Source organism: Hyphomonas adhaerens MHS-3, assembly GCF_000685235.1.
In the GTDB taxonomy this organism is placed as follows: domain Bacteria; phylum Pseudomonadota; class Alphaproteobacteria; order Caulobacterales; family Hyphomonadaceae; genus Hyphomonas; species Hyphomonas adhaerens.
On the sequence record NZ_ARYH01000004.1, the window covers coordinates 136,880 to 155,185 of the forward strand.

At 60.3% G+C, this 18,306-nt stretch carries 18 protein-coding genes; 7 read left to right on the top strand and 11 right to left on the bottom strand.

The window, feature by feature from the left end; genetic code table 11:
• Window positions 1-6 precede the first annotated feature (6 nt).
• From moaB to HAD_RS17155, 3 genes are read left to right on the top strand one after another with little or no spacing between them, the layout of a single operon-like run.
• Complete coding sequence (gene moaB / locus HAD_RS17145; protein ID WP_035573961.1) at window positions 7-543, top strand: molybdenum cofactor biosynthesis protein B; 537 nt, start codon at window positions 7-9, stop codon at window positions 541-543.
• Window positions 540-1,019 carry a cyclic pyranopterin monophosphate synthase MoaC gene (moaC, locus tag HAD_RS17150; RefSeq protein WP_035573963.1) on the top strand — a complete coding sequence of 160 codons (480 nt, stop codon included), beginning with the start codon at window positions 540-542 and terminating at the stop codon, window positions 1,017-1,019. Before moaB ends, moaC begins: the two co-directional genes overlap by 4 nt.
• Window positions 1,016-2,206 carry a molybdopterin molybdotransferase MoeA gene (locus HAD_RS17155; protein WP_035573965.1) on the top strand — a complete coding sequence of 397 codons (1,191 nt, stop codon included), beginning with the start codon at window positions 1,016-1,018 and terminating at the stop codon, window positions 2,204-2,206. Before moaC ends, HAD_RS17155 begins: the two co-directional genes overlap by 4 nt.
• 25 nt (window positions 2,207-2,231) lie before the next feature.
• Here HAD_RS17155 and HAD_RS17160 read toward each other — a convergent pair whose 3' ends face one another.
• From HAD_RS17160 to HAD_RS17170, 3 genes are read right to left on the bottom strand one after another with little or no spacing between them, the layout of a single operon-like run.
• Entirely contained in the window at window positions 2,232-3,407 is a 1,176-nt protein-coding gene (locus HAD_RS17160; RefSeq protein ID WP_035573967.1) for an MFS transporter, read from the bottom strand.
• Window positions 3,400-5,037 carry a choline dehydrogenase gene (gene betA, locus HAD_RS17165; RefSeq protein ID WP_035573969.1) on the bottom strand — a complete coding sequence of 546 codons (1,638 nt, stop codon included), beginning with the start codon at window positions 5,035-5,037 and terminating at the stop codon, window positions 3,400-3,402. The genes HAD_RS17160 and betA overlap by 8 nt, the downstream gene beginning before the upstream one ends.
• 2 nt (window positions 5,038-5,039) lie before the next feature.
• Window positions 5,040-5,873 carry a phytanoyl-CoA dioxygenase family protein gene (locus HAD_RS17170; protein WP_162177534.1) on the bottom strand — a complete coding sequence of 278 codons (834 nt, stop codon included), beginning with the start codon at window positions 5,871-5,873 and terminating at the stop codon, window positions 5,040-5,042.
• A gap of 175 nt (window positions 5,874-6,048) precedes the next feature.
• Here HAD_RS17170 and betI (HAD_RS17175) point away from each other — a divergent pair, with 175 nt between their 5' ends.
• Together betI (HAD_RS17175) and betI (HAD_RS17180) are read left to right on the top strand one after the other, a co-directional pair.
• Window positions 6,049-6,654, top strand: a complete 606-nt coding sequence (betI, locus tag HAD_RS17175) for a transcriptional regulator BetI (RefSeq protein ID WP_051596440.1) — start codon at window positions 6,049-6,051, stop codon at window positions 6,652-6,654.
• A gap of 4 nt (window positions 6,655-6,658) precedes the next feature.
• Window positions 6,659-7,237 (top strand): transcriptional regulator BetI, encoded by a 579-nt coding sequence (gene betI, locus HAD_RS17180; protein ID WP_035573971.1) that lies wholly within the window; start codon window positions 6,659-6,661, stop codon window positions 7,235-7,237.
• A 30-nt stretch (window positions 7,238-7,267) separates the two neighbouring features.
• Here betI (HAD_RS17180) and HAD_RS17185 read toward each other — a convergent pair whose 3' ends face one another.
• Entirely contained in the window at window positions 7,268-8,179 is a 912-nt protein-coding gene (locus tag HAD_RS17185; RefSeq protein ID WP_051596441.1) for an NAD(P)-dependent oxidoreductase, read from the bottom strand.
• A 156-nt stretch (window positions 8,180-8,335) separates the two neighbouring features.
• Here HAD_RS17185 and betB point away from each other — a divergent pair, with 156 nt between their 5' ends.
• Window positions 8,336-9,793 carry a betaine-aldehyde dehydrogenase gene (betB, locus tag HAD_RS17190; RefSeq protein ID WP_084332045.1) on the top strand — a complete coding sequence of 486 codons (1,458 nt, stop codon included), beginning with the start codon at window positions 8,336-8,338 and terminating at the stop codon, window positions 9,791-9,793.
• Between the two features lie 54 nt (window positions 9,794-9,847).
• Window positions 9,848-12,178 (top strand): TonB-dependent receptor, encoded by a 2,331-nt coding sequence (locus HAD_RS17195; RefSeq protein WP_035573972.1) that lies wholly within the window; start codon window positions 9,848-9,850, stop codon window positions 12,176-12,178.
• A gap of 99 nt (window positions 12,179-12,277) precedes the next feature.
• On the opposite strand, the gene HAD_RS17200 is transcribed toward HAD_RS17195, so the two are convergent.
• The 7 genes from HAD_RS17200 to HAD_RS17230 form a co-directional block, all read right to left on the bottom strand.
• Window positions 12,278-12,877 (bottom strand): hypothetical protein, encoded by a 600-nt coding sequence (locus tag HAD_RS17200; protein WP_035573974.1) that lies wholly within the window; start codon window positions 12,875-12,877, stop codon window positions 12,278-12,280.
• Window positions 12,878-13,045: 168 nt separating this feature from the next.
• Window positions 13,046-14,104 carry a Coq4 family protein gene (locus tag HAD_RS17205; RefSeq protein ID WP_035573976.1) on the bottom strand — a complete coding sequence of 353 codons (1,059 nt, stop codon included), beginning with the start codon at window positions 14,102-14,104 and terminating at the stop codon, window positions 13,046-13,048.
• Window positions 14,105-14,147: 43 nt separating this feature from the next.
• Window positions 14,148-14,990, bottom strand: coding sequence for a fumarylacetoacetate hydrolase family protein (locus tag HAD_RS17210; RefSeq protein WP_035573977.1), 843 nt, complete (start codon window positions 14,988-14,990; stop codon window positions 14,148-14,150).
• Window positions 14,991-14,999: 9 nt separating this feature from the next.
• Entirely contained in the window at window positions 15,000-15,737 is a 738-nt protein-coding gene (locus tag HAD_RS17215) for an SDR family oxidoreductase (protein WP_035573978.1), read from the bottom strand.
• 1 nt (window position 15,738) lies between these two features.
• On the bottom strand, window positions 15,739-16,581 hold the full coding sequence (locus tag HAD_RS17220) for an amidohydrolase family protein (RefSeq protein ID WP_035573979.1): 843 nt from the start codon (window positions 16,579-16,581) through the stop codon (window positions 15,739-15,741).
• Window positions 16,578-17,570, bottom strand: coding sequence for an aldo/keto reductase (locus HAD_RS17225; RefSeq protein WP_241765402.1), 993 nt, complete (start codon window positions 17,568-17,570; stop codon window positions 16,578-16,580). Before HAD_RS17225 ends, HAD_RS17220 begins: the two co-directional genes overlap by 4 nt.
• On the bottom strand, window positions 17,567-18,306 hold a 740-nt coding region (locus HAD_RS17230; protein ID WP_199285857.1), incomplete at its 5' end, for an alpha-L-fucosidase. The genes HAD_RS17225 and HAD_RS17230, both read right to left, overlap by 4 nt.

Genomic DNA, 18,306 nt, shown 5'->3' on the forward strand with positions numbered 1-18,306 from the left:
CCCAAAATGCATGGCATCAACGAAAAACTGGAATTCAAACCCGTCCGGATCGCGGTGTTGATCGTTAGCGATACACGCACACTCGAAACAGACACATCGGGTGCAACCCTGGTGCAAAGGCTGGAAACGGCGGGCCACATCCTCACCGAAAGAAAGATCCTGCCCGACGACAAAGCCGCGATACGTGCGCAGGTTTCCGAATGGATCGCTGACCCGGAAACTGACGTTGTGATCACCAGTGGGGGCACCGGGCTGACTGGCCGTGACGTAACACCTGAAGCCGTGACACCGCTCTTCGACAAAACGATCGAAGGGTTCTCGGTCATCTTTCACCAGGTCAGTTTCCAGAGCGTCGGCCTTTCAACCCTGCAATCACGGGCAATCGCAGGCCTCGCGTCCGGAACCTTTATTTTCTGCCTGCCGGGCTCAACCGGCGCCGTAAAAGATGGGTGGGACAAGGTCATCTCCTACCAGCTCGACAGCCGCCATAAGCCCTGCAACCTCGTCGAACTGATGCCGCGTCTCATGGAACATGAAGGATGACAGAGCTCACTCATATTGGTCCGGACGGACGCGCACGGATGGTCGATATCGGGGACAAAGCGATCACAGAGCGGGTTGCTGTCGCTCAGGGGAAAATAGGCATGGCTGCCACAACGCGCACGCTGGCCATGAATCGAGAAACACGAAAAGGCGATCCCATCGCGATCGCGGAACTCGCTGGCATTATGGCCGCCAAGAAAACCGCTGACCTTATCCCGCTCTGCCATCCACTTCCTCTCACCAATGTTGAAGTCCGCATTACTTCATCTGAACCAGACGCACTGAAGGTGACGGCGACAGTTCGAACTTCCGGTCGCACCGGAGTTGAGATGGAAGCCCTGACAGCTGTTTCAGTGGCCTGCCTCACGCTCTACGACATGTTGAAATCCGCAGACAAGGAAATGGTCATTTCTGATATCGAACTGGTGAGCAAAACGGGCGGCAAGTCCGGCGACTATCATAAGGAAAACACGTGACGAAACTCATCAGTGTTGACGACGCACTTGCTGCATTGGCGGCGCACGTCCTGGACGCAGGAGAGGAGACGATTCCGGTCGGCGCTGCACTGGGACGGGTTCTTGCGCAAAATGTGCTCGCCAAAACAACAACTCCGCCTGCGGACGTGTCAGCGATGGACGGATATGCAGTCCGCCTCTCGGATACGCGGGAAGCGGGCAACCGCCTTCACGTGACCGGCGAGGCCCCTGCGGGAACAGTTCCCACGCATCGGCTTGCGGCAGGCGAAGCAATCCGCATATTTACCGGCGCCCCGTTGCCGGAGGGGGCAGATCACATTCTCATTCAGGAAGAGGCGCACCGAACCGGGGATGTTATCGAAGTCACCACTCCCCAAACGTCTTCCCGCCACATCCGTAAAGCCGGGCGGGATTTCGCAGAAGGGGACGTTCTCGTCCCTCCCGGGAAACGGCTGTCTCCAGCCGACCTCGGTCTGGCAGCAGCAGGCAATAACAGTACAGTGACCGTCTCAAGAAGACCCGTAATCGCAATTATCCCGGGTGGTGATGAACTGCTCCCCCCCGGCAGCGAGCTCGGTCCGGGCAAGATCATCGATTCCAATTCGACAGCGCTGGCGGCCCTGATCCGCGTCTGGGGCGGAGAGCCGGTAACGCCCGGCATCGCTGGCGACACAATCGAGGACATACGCGCGCTTATCGATGCAAGCAGTGAGGCCGATCTGATCCTTCCCATCGGCGGAGCATCCGTCGGCGATTATGATTACATGAAAACGGCATTCGAAGGCGCCGGTGCGGAAATCCTCTTTTCGGGAATCGCCGTTCGCCCCGGAAAGCCCACCTGGTTCGCCAGAAAAGGGCAACAGCGCATCCTTGGTTTACCCGGAAATCCGGCGTCTGCTTTTGTTTGCGCTCACCTCTTCCTGAAAGCGCTGCTCTCAAAAACCGCAGGACCGGCTGGTCACTTCAGCGCGCGGCTTGAAACAGATATGCCGGCCGGAGGGTTCAGGGAAACGTATTATAGAGCCGTGATGCGCCGGACAGATGGGGCGTACTCTGTGACCCCACTTCCCGATCAGGACAGCTCTTTGCTTCGCCCGTTGCAAGCCGCAAATTGCCTGATACGGCGCCAGCCGAATGCCCCGGCCGCGAACGTCGGCGAAGACGTGGAATGTGTGGGTCTCACCTAAAGCTTCTGAGCGTCTTGTTGGACGATCACGCTGTGCCCATGCGCTTGCGCTGCAGAATACGCGCGATCAGCGAAACGATGATCGCGATTATACCCGCCATGAGTGTCGTCCCGAGCACCTGGGAAAAAAGGTTCGCCGTCGGAAACACCGGCACCAGCATCGGGCCTACCCCCATGCCTGCAAAGGAAATGACGGGAAGGACTGCCGTCACTCGCCCGCTCGAGTCATCCTCTGCCACTGCGCCCATGAAATAAGGCAACCCACCACCCCACGCGAAGAGATACAGATTGCTTGCCAGGTAGAACACCGAAAGCGTCATGCCAGGGCTGAACAATGAGACACCCGCCATCAGAATGACGCTGACACTGAACAGCGGGAACAGGCGGCCGAACCGGGTTGTCGTCGCCGCCGCAATGAGCGAACCGACGATCGCCGCAATATTCCCGACGGCGAGCGCATGTCCGATCTTGTTCACGTCGATGCCGGCAAGCCCACCCAATATACCAGAGAAGACCCAGATCACACCGACAGCCACGGAAAATGAAAAGAAGGCGACCGCGTAGAGCCAAACCGTCGAAGGGATTCTGCCGGCCGCTTGGGTTGCCAGTTGTGCAACAGACCGGCTGTCTTGATCAGCGAGCAGGAAACTGGCGGGAAGCAACAGGAGCTGAAGCGCTGTAAGAAAAAGAGCAACAGGCATCAAGCTCGCTGCAGAGCTGACTTCCGGCAGCACAAGAAGGACGAAAACAGCCACCAAAGCCTGGAGCGCCAGGATGAATCCGAACCCCCGCTCACTGTTTTTCGATTCACCGACAATCGCTGCGGAAAGCGCCAGAAGGACGCCAGCACCTGCTCCAGCCAGCGCCTCAAGCAAAACCGCGCCGGTAAAGTTTGGCACAGCTCCAACGCCGATTTGCGACGCACAGGCAAACAGCGCCGCATAGATTGCCGTTGTGCGAGGCCGTAATTTCGGCAGGAAGATCGTCACGAAGAGCGAACCGACCGCCGTGCCCAACAGATTTGCCAGCCCAATGAGACCGGCGGCTGCCGCATCAACTTGAAAGGCACCCGCAATGATCGGCACCAACAACGGCATGGCAACGATCTGCGTCACAGCTATTCCGCCGAGCAGCACGGCACCAAGTTCAGGCGCCATACCAAAACGGGAACTGTGTCGCGGATCCTTTGCGCTGTCACCCATATGCCGGGTCCGGATCGAGGGCTTTGTTTCCGAGAATATGGTCAGCTGCTTTTTCTGCGACCATCATCGTGGGTGCGTTGATGTTGCCGTTTGTAATGTTGGGGAACACAGACGAATCGACAACTCGCAATCCTTCGACACCGATGACGCGGCACTCAGAATCAACCACCGCGTCGGGGTCATCGGGCTGCCCCATTCGGCAAGTGCCGCAGGGATGGTAAGCACTCTCCACCTCCCGCCGGACGAACGCATCGATGTCTTCATCACTCCGGCAATCCAATCCGGGTGAAATCTCACCTGCGGAAAACTCCCGCAGGGCAGGCTGCGAAAAGATTTCGCGCGTTAGCCGCACGCACGCGCGAAAGGATTCCCAGTCAGCCTTCCGCGACATGTAGTTGAAGCGAATGGATGGAGGCACAGCCGGATCAGCAGACGCCAGTTTCACTTCGCCCCGCGCTGTCGTTCGTCCGGGGCCGATATGTGCTTGAAACCCGTGGTCGGATTCCGGCTGGGACCCGTCATACCTGATCGCTGCCGGCAGAAAGTGGTATTGTGCATCAGGATAATCAGCATCCGGATTGACGCGGACAAACCCGGCCGTCTCGAAATGATTGCTGGCCCCGATGCCTGTTTTGGTGAGCAGCCATTGCGCCCCGGCCAGTCCCTTGCTGACAGGATTCATGTATTTCCGGAGTGTGATTGGGCGGGTGCAGCGCATCTGGAGGTACACTTCCAGGTGATCCTGGAGGTTTTTCCCGACGCCCTTCCGGTCGCGCAGAACATCGATTCCGAGGGCTTCCAGATCGCTTTTTGCCCCGATACCGGACAACATGAGAAGCTTGGCGGAATTAAATACCGAACTGCTCAGGATAACTTCTTTTCTCGCTCGTATGACCTGCCGGGTCTTTCCGCGCAGGAATTCGACACCCACAGCACGGTCGCCTTCCCACAAGACACGTGTCGCCAGCCCCCTGTATACGCTTAGATTTTCGCGCCCGAGCGCAGGCTTCAGATAAGCATTGGCCGTAGACCAGCGCCGTCCATTCCAGATGGTTTGCTCCATCGGGCCGAAGCCTTCCTGCTGGCGCCCATTGCAATCAGGCGTCCGGGAGAACCCAGCCTCCACTGCGGACGCCATAAAAGCCTGATCCAGTGGATGCGCCTGATCAGGCCGTGTAATCCGCATGGGTCCCGCTGTGCCCCGAATATCCGGATCTGCGCCCTCGACATTTTCGAGCCGCCGAAAATAGGGCTGCACATGCCTGCCACTCCAGCCTTCTGCGCCGCTGGCCTCCCAGGCGTCGAAGTCTTTTGGATTACCACGAATATAGACAAGCCCGTTGATGGAGGATGAGCCGCCAAGGACTTTTCCGCGCGGCGCCGCAAGGCGGCGGCCCCCAAGGTGAGGCTCCGGTTCGCTTTGGTATCCCCAGTCATAGCGCTTCATGTTCATCGGATATGAAAGCGCTGCGGGCATCTGGATAAACGGGCCCATATCGCTGCCGCCATATTCCAGGACAGCAACGTCATGTACGCCGGTCGCCGAAAGGCGATTGGCCAGCACACACCCTGCTGAGCCGGCGCCGACGATCACATAGTCAGCCGCGGCAACTTCTTTGCCTTCGATCATGATCAGGATTCCAGAAGGGCTTTCGGGCTTCCAACTTCATACATGTTGATCATGCCACCGCCCATACTGGTGCCATCATATGCCGCATAGCCAAGCAGTTCCTGGGCCCGTTCCGGCAGTTGGCGAACACGCTCCAGCGGAACGCCGAGCCAGCTATTCTCAACCGGAACCAGCCAGCCATGGCAGAAGGAGACAGACAAACCGCGGCGGACCTTGCCACTCGTATTTGTTCCACCTCCGTGGAGGCATTGCCCTGTGAAGATCGCGGCGGATCCTGCCGGCATCACGGCATGCGTAATTTCGTCCGCCTCAGGCACACGGTCGACATCCCACTTATGGCTTCCCGGCACCACCACCGTCGCGCCATTGTCCTCAGTGTAGTCTGTCAGTGCCATCATGACGTTGATAACGAGCGGTGCAGCAGCTTGGGCGGCGCGCGGCCAGGAATCATCGTCACGGTGAATGACCTGAGCGGTTTCTCCGCCACGAATCTCGATCAGCTCTGCCGCGCTGAGCCGGTAGTCCGTGCAGTTGGGCTTCAGCAACGCGTCCATGACGGCAAGCATTCTTGGCTCGAGCAAAGCGTCGGGAAAGCTATCCGATTTGGCCGCGATGCCGTGAAGGCGCACAGTCGACCCGCCAAGGAAGTCATCATACCCCGTCTGCACGTCGCGCATGCGGCAGGCATCAATATGAGGCTGCAGTTCAGCGTTGAGGCGTTCGACCAATCCGGAAGACAGGAAGTCGCGCACAATCACGACGCCGTCCTTATCCAGGGCCTGAAGAATATCTTCGGCCGAGGCGGTTTCGGGCAACTGGGTTACGTTGGCAGTCACGGTATTTTCCTCCCGATGGTCCACATTCCTTTTGACTTCAGCTTTATCACATTTTGTAAACGGTCATGCAATTACATTTTGATAGAATGTCTTTTCGTTGCATGTTGAGTGACTTTTTTCTGTACGAGCCCCAAATACGCGTGAAGTATCGACGTAAAGATTTACCAGAGTACCCATGAAACCCGTTGCACAGAAGCGCAGACAGAGAGACCAGAGCCAGAGGCAACTGCTGGAAGCGACGATTGCGGCGATCTACAAGCATGGCGTCCATGATGCGACGGTCGTTAAAATTGGCGAAATTGCGGGCCTGTCGACCGGAAACATCCATTATCATTTCGGCTCCAAGGAAGAGATGTTCGCCGCGGCCATGCGGCTGCTGATGTCGGGCATCAGTGACGAACTGGTTCTCGAGCTCAGCAAGGCGGACTCCCCACTGGAGCGGGCCCGGGCCGTTCTTCGTGCCAACCTGTCCGATGAATTGTTTACGCATCGCAATTGCTTTGTGTGGCTGCAATTCTGGTCGGAAACGGCTCGCTCGGAAGAGCTGGCCCGGCTGGAGCGCATCAATTCGCAACGCTTTCACCGCAACCTGCTCGACGCGCTGTCTCGCCTGATGCCGCGAGAACACGCGGAACGGGCGACCCAGGAACTGGTCGCCCTGGTCGATGGCCTGTGGATCCGCAGAGCGCAAAGCGAAGGCAGGATTACTCCGGAAGCCGCCCGCCAGATCGCAGATCACTATCTCGACCGGCGCCTCAAAACTGCGCCTTCGATCGGATAAAGCCATGGGCAGAGCCGAGACAAAACTTACGCGCAAACGCGATCTGATCCAGGCAACCGTCACCTGCGTCAACAGATACGGCTATGCCGAATCCACAATTCAGAAGATCGCAGCAGAGGCCGGCTTCACCGGCGGGACGATTTACCGGCACTTCAAGAACAAGACCGATCTGTTCGAGGCAACCATGCGGCAATTGCTGAACCTCGTCCTGAAAGAAGAAAGCGCAGCCATCGCATCCGCTGACAGCGATATTGACCGGCTCCGCGCGGTCATCACGTCCAAGTTTTCCCCGGCACTCTTCAATTCCGAATTCTGCACGGTGTGGCTGCACTTCTGGGCGAATGCGCATTCCGATCCAAAGTTCGCCCGCATTGAACGCCTGAGTGATAAATTGCTGCAACGCAGCCTGAACCGCTATGCGGGAAAAGTGTTGCCACCTGCCGATTCTGCAGCGTTTTCGACAGAAGCCGCCCTCATTATCGACGGTCTCTGGGTCGAACACGCGCAGAAGCGTTCAGAACTCACCTCGCACGTCGCGAAGGAAGTCGCACTCGGTAGCCTGGAAGCAAGACTGGGTCGCTAGCTCCCCCGGACTAGCGCTCCGCCCCGCCCCTTAAGCCTCCCAGTGCAACGGCCAGTCGCCTTCAAGGCGCAGGTCTTCGCCAACCTCGTCTTCGATCAGCTTCGCGACTTTAAGTTCCGCTTCTGACCCGCCATAGGTTTCGGCTGCCAGAGCAAAGCGCTCGGCAACCTTGGCACCAATCGGGATCGGCACGTTGCCACGCTCCGCCAGTTCCTTGCACAAGCGCAGGTCTTTCACGCAAAGCTCCAGCGAGAATGACGGATCGTAGTGTCCGGCAAAGATGGATGGGGCGTCATGCCGGGCGACGAAGCTGTCCCCAACGCTGTCCTTGATGGCATCCCACAGGACATCCAGCGGAACGCCAGCGCGCTTGCCGAGCATCAATCCCTCACCAATGACGGCGGCATGGGTAAACCAGAGATAATTGGTAACCAGTTTCACGGCGTTGCCGGTTCCGAGACGCCCGCAATAGATCACACGTCCCATCCTCGACAGAATCGGCTCGCATGCGGCCACAACGGCTTCATCCCCACCCGCGAAGAGCGTCAGTTCCCCGCGCCGGGCGCCATCCACGGCGCCGGTCAAAGGGGAATCAACGGTTTTCACCCCAATCTTGGCAGCCTGCTCAGCCAGCGCCTCGACGACACCGACATCATTCGTCGTGGTGTCGACCCAGATCGTTCCAGCTTGCAGGCCGGACAACGCGCCCTGCTCGCCCGCCATAACGGCCTGAACGACATCGGGCTTGGGGAGCGACGTGATGAAGATGTCCACGTCCCGCGCGCAGTCTGCAGGTGTCTCGGCCCAGATCGCGCCGTTCTGAATGTGCGACTCTGCCTTTGCGGGATCAATGTCATGAACTTTCAGCTGCAGGCCCGAGCGCTGCAGCACCATCGCCATGTTGGCACCCATGTTCCCAAGTCCCAGAAAACCAATGCGCATGCCGATCCCTTTCCTATTTCATCCGCCCGACCGCTCGCCCTCACATCCATCAGATAACCCGGCGCGCCAGCATTGATTGACAAATGTAATTGTACGTGCAGTTATTTATCCGAACTATCACACTCTCTGCCACGCGCAAGAAAAAAGGATGACGACGTGAAATACGCCATTGATCTCTTTGTGGACGGCAAACGACTGGCTGGAGACGGCGATACCGAATTCACCTCGGTGAACCCCGCCACAGGCGAAGCCATTGGCCAATTCCGGGAAGCGAGCGCCAGTCAGATTGAGCTGGCGATCGACTCCGCCACCGCAGCCCAGAAAGAATGGGCGGCCTTTCCGGCCGAGGAGCGCGGGCGCATCCTGCGCAAAGCGGCCGACCTTCTCCGAGCCCGGAACGACGAACTTTCGCGCATCGAAGTTGACGACACCGGCAAGCCGATCGCCGAGGCCGCAACAGTGGATGTTCAGACAGGGGCAGATGCGATTGAGCATTACGCCAATCTCGCCGGCAGCCTGCAGGGCGAGTATCAGGATTTTGGCTACGGCTTTTATTATACCCGCCGCGAGCCCCTCGGTGTGTGTGCCGGGATCGGCGCCTGGAATTACCCCCTGCAGATTGCCTGCTGGAAGTCAGCCCCGGCGCTCGCCTGCGGCAATGCGATGATCTTCAAACCGTCTGAGATGACGCCAATCTCAGCGGTTCACCTGGCCGAAGTCTATTGTGAAGCGGGTGTCCCTCCCGGCGTGTTCAACGTCCTTCAGGGGGAACGTGGTCCCGGCGCCGCGCTTTCAGAACATCCCGGTATTGCGAAAGTGTCCCTCACCGGCAGCGCGCCGACCGGCCGGAAAGTGATGGCAGCAGCGTCTCCCCGCCTCAAGCATGTCTCACTGGAACTGGGCGGGAAATCGCCTTTCATCATTTTCGACGACGCAGACCCCGAACACGCAGCCCGCCTGGCCATGTATGCGAATTTCCTGACGCAGGGCGAAATCTGCGCAAACGGCACACGCGTCTTTATTCATGCCTCCATCTACGATGCCGTTGTCGAGAAGATCCTGGAGAGAACGGCCAAATTGCGGGTCGGGCCTCCATCCGACCCATCAACGCAAATCGGCGCCCTCATCTCCGAGAACCATCTCAATGTTGTCTCCGGCTTTGTCGAGCGTGCCTGGAGTGCAGGCGCCCGTGTTCTGGCAGGCGGACACCGCGTCGACGTCGCCGGGTGTGAGAATGGCTTCTTCTACGCGCCGACAGTTATCGGCGACAGCACCGATGACATGGAACACGTTCGCGAAGAAATATTCGGACCCGTGATGACGCTCCTGAAATTCGACACAGAGGACGAAGTCGTCGAGCGCGCCAATGATTCCGACTATGGCCTCGCCGGTGGAGTCGTCACGAAAGACCTTGCCCGCGCGCACCGTGTCGCTGCCTCGATCCAGACCGGGATGTTCTGGATCAACACATATCAGGCCCAGCCAATGCAAATTCCCTTCGGCGGATACAAGCAGTCCGGCATCGGACGGGAAAACGGCTGGGACGTCCTGGATCAGTACACCCAGAAGAAGAGCGTCTTTGTTCAAATGAAAGACGAAGAGCTTCCGTTCTGAGCAATGACGCCCGGAACTCACAGGAAGCACAAAACAATTCAAAGAGAGGAATTCATGAGCCATTTCGCCCCGATGCCCCTGCTGGCCTGCGCGGTATCCATCACCGCCCTGACAGTTTTCATGCCTGCCAATGCACAGGAAGCAGCAGATACGCCAAACAGCCGACGCGTCCTGCAGACTGTACAGGTCACAGCCGAGCGCCGTGAAGCCTCCCAGCAGGACGTCCCGGTCACTGTGACCTCGATCGGACAGACCCAGCTCAACGAAGGCAATTACCTCACCACGGAGGACCTGGCCCAGCAGGTTCCCGGCCTGCAGATCAAGTCCAGCTTTTCGGCCTCCAACCCGACCATCTTCATCCGCGGCGTTGGCATCAATGATTTCAATCCGGGCAACAGTGGCGCCATCGGCGTGATGGTCGATGACCTCTTCTACAATTCCACGATCGGGCAGCTGTTCCAGCTTTACGATCTGGACCGGATCGAAGTGCTCAAAGGCCCGCAAGGCACACTCTATGGACGCAACACCACCGGCGGTGTCGTCAGCGTCCACACGGCGCGGCCGGGGTTTGAACCCGGGGGCTTCATCAATGCGACCTATGGCCGTTTCAACCAGCTTGACCTGGAAGGCGCCGTCGACATCCCGCTGAGCGACAAGCTCGCTGTGCGTCTTTCCGGCGTTTCGAACACGCGCGATGGCACACGGACGATCCTGTTCCCGGACGGCACCAGCGCCGAAAAGAATGACGTGGATTTCCAGGCCGTCCGCGGACAGCTTCTTTACACGCCCACCGACACGCTGGAGATCCTGGGTAAAGTGGAATACGGCGTCAGCAGCGCAACGTCGCGGTCCTATGAAAGCCAGGGGCTCTTCAATTTCGGGACCGGCGGCTTTGGCGTACCTGACTTCAATGGCGTCTGCGGCGGGCGGAACGCGGCAATCTGCAGCGACGCGTTCGGCTATACAGACAACCCGGATCCGTACTCCGGATCGGAAAACATGAAGAGCACGCCGGAGGATGTTGAGACGGTCACCGCCGATCTGCAGATCAACTGGGATCTCGGCATGTTCGACCTCACCTCCGTCACCGGATACCTGAAGGCCGACCGGGAAGCGCTGCTCGAAGTCGACGCGTCGCCGAACCGCCTGACAGAAGAATACATCAATGACGGATCCGAACAGTACAGCCAGGAACTCCGCCTTGCATCGCAATGGGACGGTCCGACCAAGCTGATCATGGGGGCCTTCTACCTGCAGGACAAACTGGCCGGTCAGGACTTTTTCGAACTCCTTGCAGACCTCAACCCAACTCCGGGCTCTGAATATTTCGATCCAGTGAACTTCATCGCGCGCTTCGACCGGATGTATACGCAGAAGACAGACACGTTCGCCGTCTTCGCCCAGACAGACTACGATCTCACGCCCCGGCTGACGGCAACGCTGGGAGCCCGGTTTACTTGGGAAGACCGGAGCATCAAGCTGTTCTCCTATGCCGGCCCGGTTGATGCGGTTCCGCTGAGCCAGCCGTCTCCGGTGTATTATCCACTCCTTGACGAGTCCGCCTATGGCCGCGACTCCATCTCTTTTGAAGAACCGACCTTCCGCGCCGCCTTGTCCTATGATGCGACCGACGACGTGATGCTGTACGGGTCCGTTTCCCGCGGCTTCAAGAGCGGGGGCTTCAATACCGGCGCATCCAGCGATCCGGTGGAAGCCTCGATTGTCGATCCGGAACAACTTCTGGCCTATGAAGTCGGCGTGAAATCCGAATGGTTCGCCCACACGCTGCGCGCCAATGCATCGGCCTTTCTCTATGACTATAAAGACCTCCAGGTCTTTGGTCTCGCGCCCAGCGGTGTGCCGACGCAAACCCTGTTCAACGCCGACAAGGCCAGCATCAAGGGTCTCGAATTCGACGTGACCTCCCTGCCCGTCGAGGGGCTGGAACTCTCCCTCGCCGGCACCTACCTGGATGCCGAGTACGAGGATTTCGTCACCCCCATCGGCGAAGACTTCTCTGGCAACCGGATGGTTGCCACACCGGAATGGAGCCTCGTCGCCCGGGCGCGCTATGAAAGCCAGCCGGTCTGGGACGACAAGCGCGTCATTTTCGGAGTGGATGCATCCTATACGGATGACCAGTTCTTCGATACGGCCAACACGCCGCGTCTTGGCCAGGGATCCTACGTTCTGGCAAACGCCCGTATTGCCCTGAAGCCCGCAAGCGACCGCTGGGAACTTGCCGCCTTTGTCAAGAACATCACGGACGAAGAGTATATCGTCGACGCCTATGACGTTGCCGACTTCGGCTTTGATGAACTCGTTTACGGCAACCCGCAAACCTATGGCGTCAGCCTGAGCTACCGGTTCGGGGCTGGCCGCTAAAGTGTCCTCGGCGGGATGGCGGCCAAGTCGCCGTCCCGCCAGCACCTTTGTCCGGACGTGCCCAAGGCGCTCCGGCAAAGGTCCTGATTGTCGAGAAATTCAGCTCGTGTCGGCGGCTGGCCAGTCGCGCAACGCTTCGATCAGCTGCACGGTGAGGCCGCCGGAAACGATGCCGAGCGCGGCGGGCATGGCGTGCGTCCGGGGGATCGGCACGATGTAGGGCCGGGCCTCGCCTTCAGCCTTCCAGCGCTGGATCGTGCGCGCGAGACGCTTCGCCCGGCGCTTGTGATGTTTCAGCGTGTCGAGCATGGCCTCCCAGCGCGCGATGAGCGGCGCAGCAGGCACAGGCCCCCGCGTCGGCACAGTGATTGGGCCATGCAGGAAATCCGGGGTTTCACCTGCGGGCACGGGCAGAACGGAAAAGACCGCCTTGCGCGCTTCTGGTTCGCCTTCGTTCTTTTCAAAATAATTGCTGCCCGGACGCGGTGTCACCGGCGTCAATTCCACCTGCAGGGCCATCAGGAAGATCAGACGGCGGAGCAGTACAGCGAGCCGCTTCAGCTCTGCCGAGACGCGGCGCTTTACCGTTTTCGGGATCAGTTCCGGATGCTTGAACAGGTCTGCATTCACGCCGGCTTCGGCCACGGCGTGGGCAATCGTGGAATAGGCGTGAGTCAGGAAACCGGCGGGATGTGTCATGCCGGGAAGCCTGACATGGGGCCTTAGGGGGTGGATAGGCGCCCCGTCTTCGCCTTTGGCCATGGGCAAAGGCGCCGGACAGGCCGCAGGATTCAGCTCGCCCTGTCCCCCACTCCGGCCGAGGGCGGGCAGGCCCCTCGCCTCTTCCGGCAGGTTACGCAGATGGGGTCAGGCACGCCGCGGATGGAGGGGCCCTGTGACGGCCGTGAACACGCGGTGCAACACCGCCGTAAACATGCCCAAACCGCCCGTCAGCATACGGCTCTGCTCAATCAGGTCGGCCGGATATTGCCGCTCGTAAGGCCGTATTCCGTAGTTACGCCGGATCGTCTCGACCGGCTGGTCCCAGACGTCTTCCCAGGGAATGAGGATCATGGACGGTGTCTCGCGCCCGTGTATCCACGCAGACGTCACCGTATCCATGAGAATGGGATATCCGCGCGCTGGCGACAGGGCCGAAATCACGGCCGTGATCGACAGGAACTGGGCGGAATAATTATGCCCGAACTGGGCCATCTGGAATGCGGAAATCGCGATCTCGTGCAGGGCGGTCGTCTCATATCCCGCCGTGATGTGCCACAGGTCATGGGCCTGCAGCATCCGCGTGTTGAGATAATCCAGCGGCTGCGGCAAGGCGTGAATGGATATCTCTGTCCGGTCCAGCACTTCCAGATCAAACTTGTTGTCGACGATCAGGTCGTGAAATTCCCGTCCCAAAGACCCCTGCGGACAGGCCGCGAGGGTCGAGAGCGATATCAGCTCCGGCATGTCCCTTTCGGCGGCTTGAGACACGCCCTCAAACAAATGGGCCATTTCTGCGACGCGCGCTGTCGCCTGGTCGGTGAAATACTTGCCCAGGGCCGCCGTTCGCTGAGTGATCGCCAGGGCGTCGAGTTTGCCAGCCAGCCCGTCTTCCACAATCCCCCAGTATTCGTCCCACAGGCCAGGCGGAACCGGCTCCGGTGCCCGGTCGAAAGGTTCGATGCGGGCGGCCTTCACGGCATTTCCGGTCCAGCCTTCAGAGACGGCATCATAGGTTTCTGCGGTCCGGTCCGGCGCAAGAAATGCCGCATGCGCCAGCGCCGCAGCAATATCCATGCGGTCTTCCGGCGCCGCGCGTTTTCCGGCCGACTTGCACGACCGGGCCAGGCGTTTCAGCTCTTCGCGGCTGACCGGCTTTTCTACACGGCGGAGAAACCGGGCTTTGAGTTTATCCCCAGAAGTCATTCGTTCGTCCTTTCCAATATCTCGGCTGAGCGCGCTCAGCCCGTTATCCGTCGATGCAGGTTTGTTTCTGCTCGCCCAGTCCCTCGATGCCCAAGGTCACGACGTCGCCGTGCCGCAAATACTGTGGCGGGTCTTTTGAGAGCCCCACGCCGGGCGGTGTCCCGGTCGATATGATGTCTCCGGCCTGCAGGCTCATATATTGAGACAGGTAGCTGACTAGGTGCGCCACGCCGAACACCATGGTTTTGGTGGATCCGCGCTGCATGGCTGCGCCATTCACGTCCAGCCACATGGACAGGTCCTGCGGGTCTGCAATCTCATCCTTTGTGACCAGCCACGGGCCGATCGGGCCGAACGTATCGGCACTTTTCCCTTTGACCCATTGCCCGGTCCCTTCCAGCTGGAAGGCGCGCTCCGACACATCGTGGACGACGCAATATCCCGCCACATGGTCCATGGCATCGGCTTCGGAGACGTATTTCGTTTCCTTGCCGATCACGACGCCCAGCTCGACTTCCCAATCCGTCTTTGTTGACCCTCTGGGAATCTCAAGATTGTCATCCGGGCCGCAGATCGCGCTGGTCGCCTTGAAGAACACGACCGGTTCCGACGGAACCTCCGCGCCGGTCTCGGCGGCATGGTCGGCATAGTTCAGACCGATACAGACGAACTTCCCGACGTCGGCCACGCAAGGCCCGGTGCGGCTGGCGGGGTCGACTTCCGGAAGGCCGGACAGGTCAAGGCGGGCAACCTGTTTCAGCACGTCATCGGTAATGGAGTCGCCATCCCAGTCATCCACGAATGCACTCGCATCCCGGATGGCTCCATCTGCATCCAGAATGCAGGGCTTCTCGCGCCCGGTCGGCCCAACCCTCAAGAGTTTCATGACCAGCTCCTAGTTTGTCCAACCGCCGTCGATCACGTGGACGGCGCCTGTGGTGAAGGATGATTCATCTGATGCAAGGTAGACGGCGAGGTTCGCGATTTCGTCTGCCTCCCCCAACCGCCCCATCGGCTGGCGTTCCACAAACATGCGGCGCGCCTCTTCATAGTTTCCGAGAGCCTTCATCCGCCCCTGCAGGGAGGGCGTATCAACCGTCCCCGGACAGATGGCATTGCAGCGGATATTCCGGCTGACATAATCTTCGGCAATCGCCTTGGTCAGGCCGATGACGCCCGCCTTGGTTGCCCCATAGGCGAACCTGTTGGCGACGCCGGAAACGCTTGAGGCAACTGAGCTCATATTGAGGATCACGCCGCCGCCTTTTGCGAGCATGTTCGGCAAGACCGCGCGGGACATCTCGTACATTGATGTCAGGTTTATCAGGACGGACCGATCCCAATCGTCCCGGTCACACGCCTCGATATTTCCATGATGAACCCATCCGGCGACATTGAACAGAATGTCCAGGTCTTTATGGCGGCCGCAAACCTCCCGGATCGCGTTCCGGTCTGTCACATCCAGCGGCTCGCAGGTGATCCCGGTCTCCCAGGCCACGTCCGAAAGCGGCTGGACATCGATATCGGTCGCGATGACATGTGCCCCTTCCCGGGCAAATGCCTCGGCGGCGGCCCGGCCTATCCCCGCGCCTGCGGCGGTGATCAGCGCAGTTTTTCCCGCAAGTCTGCCCACGTCAGTTACTCCCTCGGCTGAAATAAATTCTTCTGGCGTTGCCGCCCCAGATCATGGCGGCGTGCTCAGGAAAGAACCGGTCGATCAGGCGGGCGCTCTGCGCGCTCCACTCTGCATACGTTCCTGCAAGCGTCAGCACCGGCCAGTCACTGCCCCACATCAACCGCTCAGGTCCGAAACAGGTGCCGAGGTGCTGGACCACCTCACCGATGGACACGTCGTCTTTTCGCGTGCCCGCTTCCGTCAGCAGGCCGGAGACTTTGCACGCAACATTCGGGTGGCGGGCAAGCCGGGCGATATCGTCGAACCACGTCTCGAGTTCATGGTCCGCAATCCGGGGTTTGCCCGCATGGTTGAGGACAATCTGCAGACCCGGATGACGGGAGGCCAGTTCACTCATGACCGGCACAAGGTCAGCTCGCGCGTGCCCGTCGAACACGAGGCCGCTCTCGGACATGGTCTTCAGGGCCGGTGTGAAAGCGTCGTTCAGAATCCAGTCCGGGTCGGGGATGTCGGCGATCATCGGTCTCAGGCCCACGATCTTGGAGGTGTCGGCGAGCCGCTGGATCTCCTGCGCCGCATCGGGCGCCTCAAAGTCCGTCCACCCCACAACACCGGCAACGCGGTCGTCTCTCGCCGCGACAGAGAGCATGAACCCGGTTTCCGCCGCCGTCGCCGCCGCCTGAACGAGGATCACCTGCGAGACCCCCGCGTCGCGTGCCTCCGGCCAGGCGTCGTCAATTTCAAAGTCTCTCCAGAGCCCATCAAGGTCCGGCGTCAGCCAGTCATAGTCCCCCCGCGCCAGGGTCCAGATGTGCATATGCGCGTCGATGACCGGCGTCATGACGGCACCACCGCATCGGCCGCGATCAGCGCCATGTCCTTCAATGCCGTCCAGACATCGGGATCGATCTTCGCCCGGGTCCAGTCACGCACCTGTTCGACCTGCGACGCAGTTCTCGCCCCCGGAACAACTGCCGCGACGGCGGGATGTGCCTGACAGAATTGCAGCGCCAGCGCCGGTAGCTCAACGTCATACCGGGCGCAGACGTCCCGGAGTTTCCGGACCTTATCGACCGCCCAGTCCGGCGCCTCAGCATAGTTGTAGTGCAATGGCTCCTCGCCCGACGCGACCAGCAGGCCGGAGTTGAATGCACCGCCAATGATTATTTTTACCCCGGCCCGCTCACAGGCGTTGAGGAACGGCGTTGAGGTTTCGTGCTCCAGCAAGGTGTACCGTCCGGCCAGCAGCAGGACGTCCAGCCGGACACGTGCGAGCACCTCTTCGCAGACCTCGATTTCATTCACGCCAAGGCCGATCCATCTGGTCAGCCCCTCGGACTTCATGGCGTCCATGGTGGGCAGCGCTTCGTCAAACGCCTGCTCCAGAACGGCGGCGTGCGCATCGGCATGCGTCATCCGCCCGATATCGTGCAGCAGGAGGATATCCACATTTGCGACTCCGAGCCGGTTCCGGCTGCCCGCAAACGACATCCGGATGCCGGCTTCCGAATAATCGAACTCCGGGATGAACGGTGCTGGCGACGCAAAGCCATTGTCCGGGATCGGGCGGCCATCCGCAGGAACCAGCCGCCGGCCGACCTTGGTCGACAAAACAGGTCGCTCATCCGACGCAGACAGGAACGCGCCCACGCGCTGTTCACTCAGGCCATGCCCGTAGAACGGCGCGGTATCGATATAATGGAATCCGGCCCGGCTCGCGGCTTCCAGCGCCTCGCGCGCTATCTCATCCGGGATCGCCGTATACAGATTTCCGAGCCCAGCTGCGCCAAGCCCGTAATCCGGCAGCACGAGTTGGGCGGTGTCCGTCACGATCCGCTCTCCAGTTTGAATGACTGGACGGCGGTATCGGCCCATGCGGGGACGGTGAGGGAGAGGCGTCCGGCATCGACCGACCAGTCCGTGACCTCGCCGCCATACTGCGTCACCGAGGTGATGGGCCCCAGCCCCTCCGGCAGGCTGACTTCCAGCGTCTGCGCCTCCGGCACGCCGAACACGTGCAGGTAGAGCGCTCCGTCGCGGCGCGTCGCGCCGACTGGCACGCCGCCCGCCTCTCGCTCCGGCAGCTCAACCGGCCGCGTCCCGAGGATCGACGGACCGGCCGTCTCAAGCCACGCCCCCGCCGCTTCAAGCCGTTCGGCCTGCCCCGGCGGGATCACAGTATCCCCCCGCGGGCCGACATTCAGCAGAACATTTCCGTTGAAACACGCCGCCCGCGCCAGCATCGCCACGAGGTCGTCGCGCGTCAGATAGTCGGCGTCCGTCTCGTTGCGATTGTAGGCAAAGGAGTGCCCCATGCCCCGCGTCGTCTCCCACACAAAGGGCAGGATCCGGTCGAACATGCCGTATTCGGGCGTGCGCACATCCCAGACGGCAGGCTTCGGCGGCAGCAGGCCTGTCAGCCCCTCCGGCTTGTCGAACGCATCCGCCGGCAGCTGCCCGTCCGGTGCGATCCAGCGGTCATTCGTCAGGCCCTCCGGGACCGCGTTGTAATAGTTCGCCAGCACGTCATACGAAGCCTGCGCCGACGGATAGGCGATGTCGTTCC

What these genes read in the sequence shown, in the direction of transcription:
- betI (WP_051596440.1), top strand. Translation starts at nt 6,049, where the DNA reads ATGAAACCCGTTGCACAGAAGCGCAGACAGAGAGACCAGAGCCAGAGG.
- HAD_RS17205 (WP_035573976.1), bottom strand. Translation starts at nt 14,104, where the DNA reads ATGACTTCTGGGGATAAACTCAAAGCCCGGTTTCTCCGCCGTGTAGAA.
- moaB (WP_035573961.1), top strand. Translation starts at nt 7, where the DNA reads ATGCATGGCATCAACGAAAAACTGGAATTCAAACCCGTCCGGATCGCG.
- HAD_RS17200 (WP_035573974.1), bottom strand. Translation starts at nt 12,877, where the DNA reads ATGACACATCCCGCCGGTTTCCTGACTCACGCCTATTCCACGATTGCC.
- betA (WP_035573969.1), bottom strand. Translation starts at nt 5,037, where the DNA reads ATGATCGAAGGCAAAGAAGTTGCCGCGGCTGACTATGTGATCGTCGGC.
- HAD_RS17220 (WP_035573979.1), bottom strand. Translation starts at nt 16,581, where the DNA reads ATGACGCCGGTCATCGACGCGCATATGCACATCTGGACCCTGGCGCGG.
- HAD_RS17195 (WP_035573972.1), top strand. Translation starts at nt 9,848, where the DNA reads ATGAGCCATTTCGCCCCGATGCCCCTGCTGGCCTGCGCGGTATCCATC.
- moaC (WP_035573963.1), top strand. Translation starts at nt 540, where the DNA reads ATGACAGAGCTCACTCATATTGGTCCGGACGGACGCGCACGGATGGTC.
- HAD_RS17160 (WP_035573967.1), bottom strand. Translation starts at nt 3,407, where the DNA reads ATGGGTGACAGCGCAAAGGATCCGCGACACAGTTCCCGTTTTGGTATG.
- HAD_RS17210 (WP_035573977.1), bottom strand. Translation starts at nt 14,990, where the DNA reads ATGAAACTCTTGAGGGTTGGGCCGACCGGGCGCGAGAAGCCCTGCATT.
- HAD_RS17185 (WP_051596441.1), bottom strand. Translation starts at nt 8,179, where the DNA reads ATGCGCATTGGTTTTCTGGGACTTGGGAACATGGGTGCCAACATGGCG.
- betI (WP_035573971.1), top strand. Translation starts at nt 6,659, where the DNA reads ATGGGCAGAGCCGAGACAAAACTTACGCGCAAACGCGATCTGATCCAG.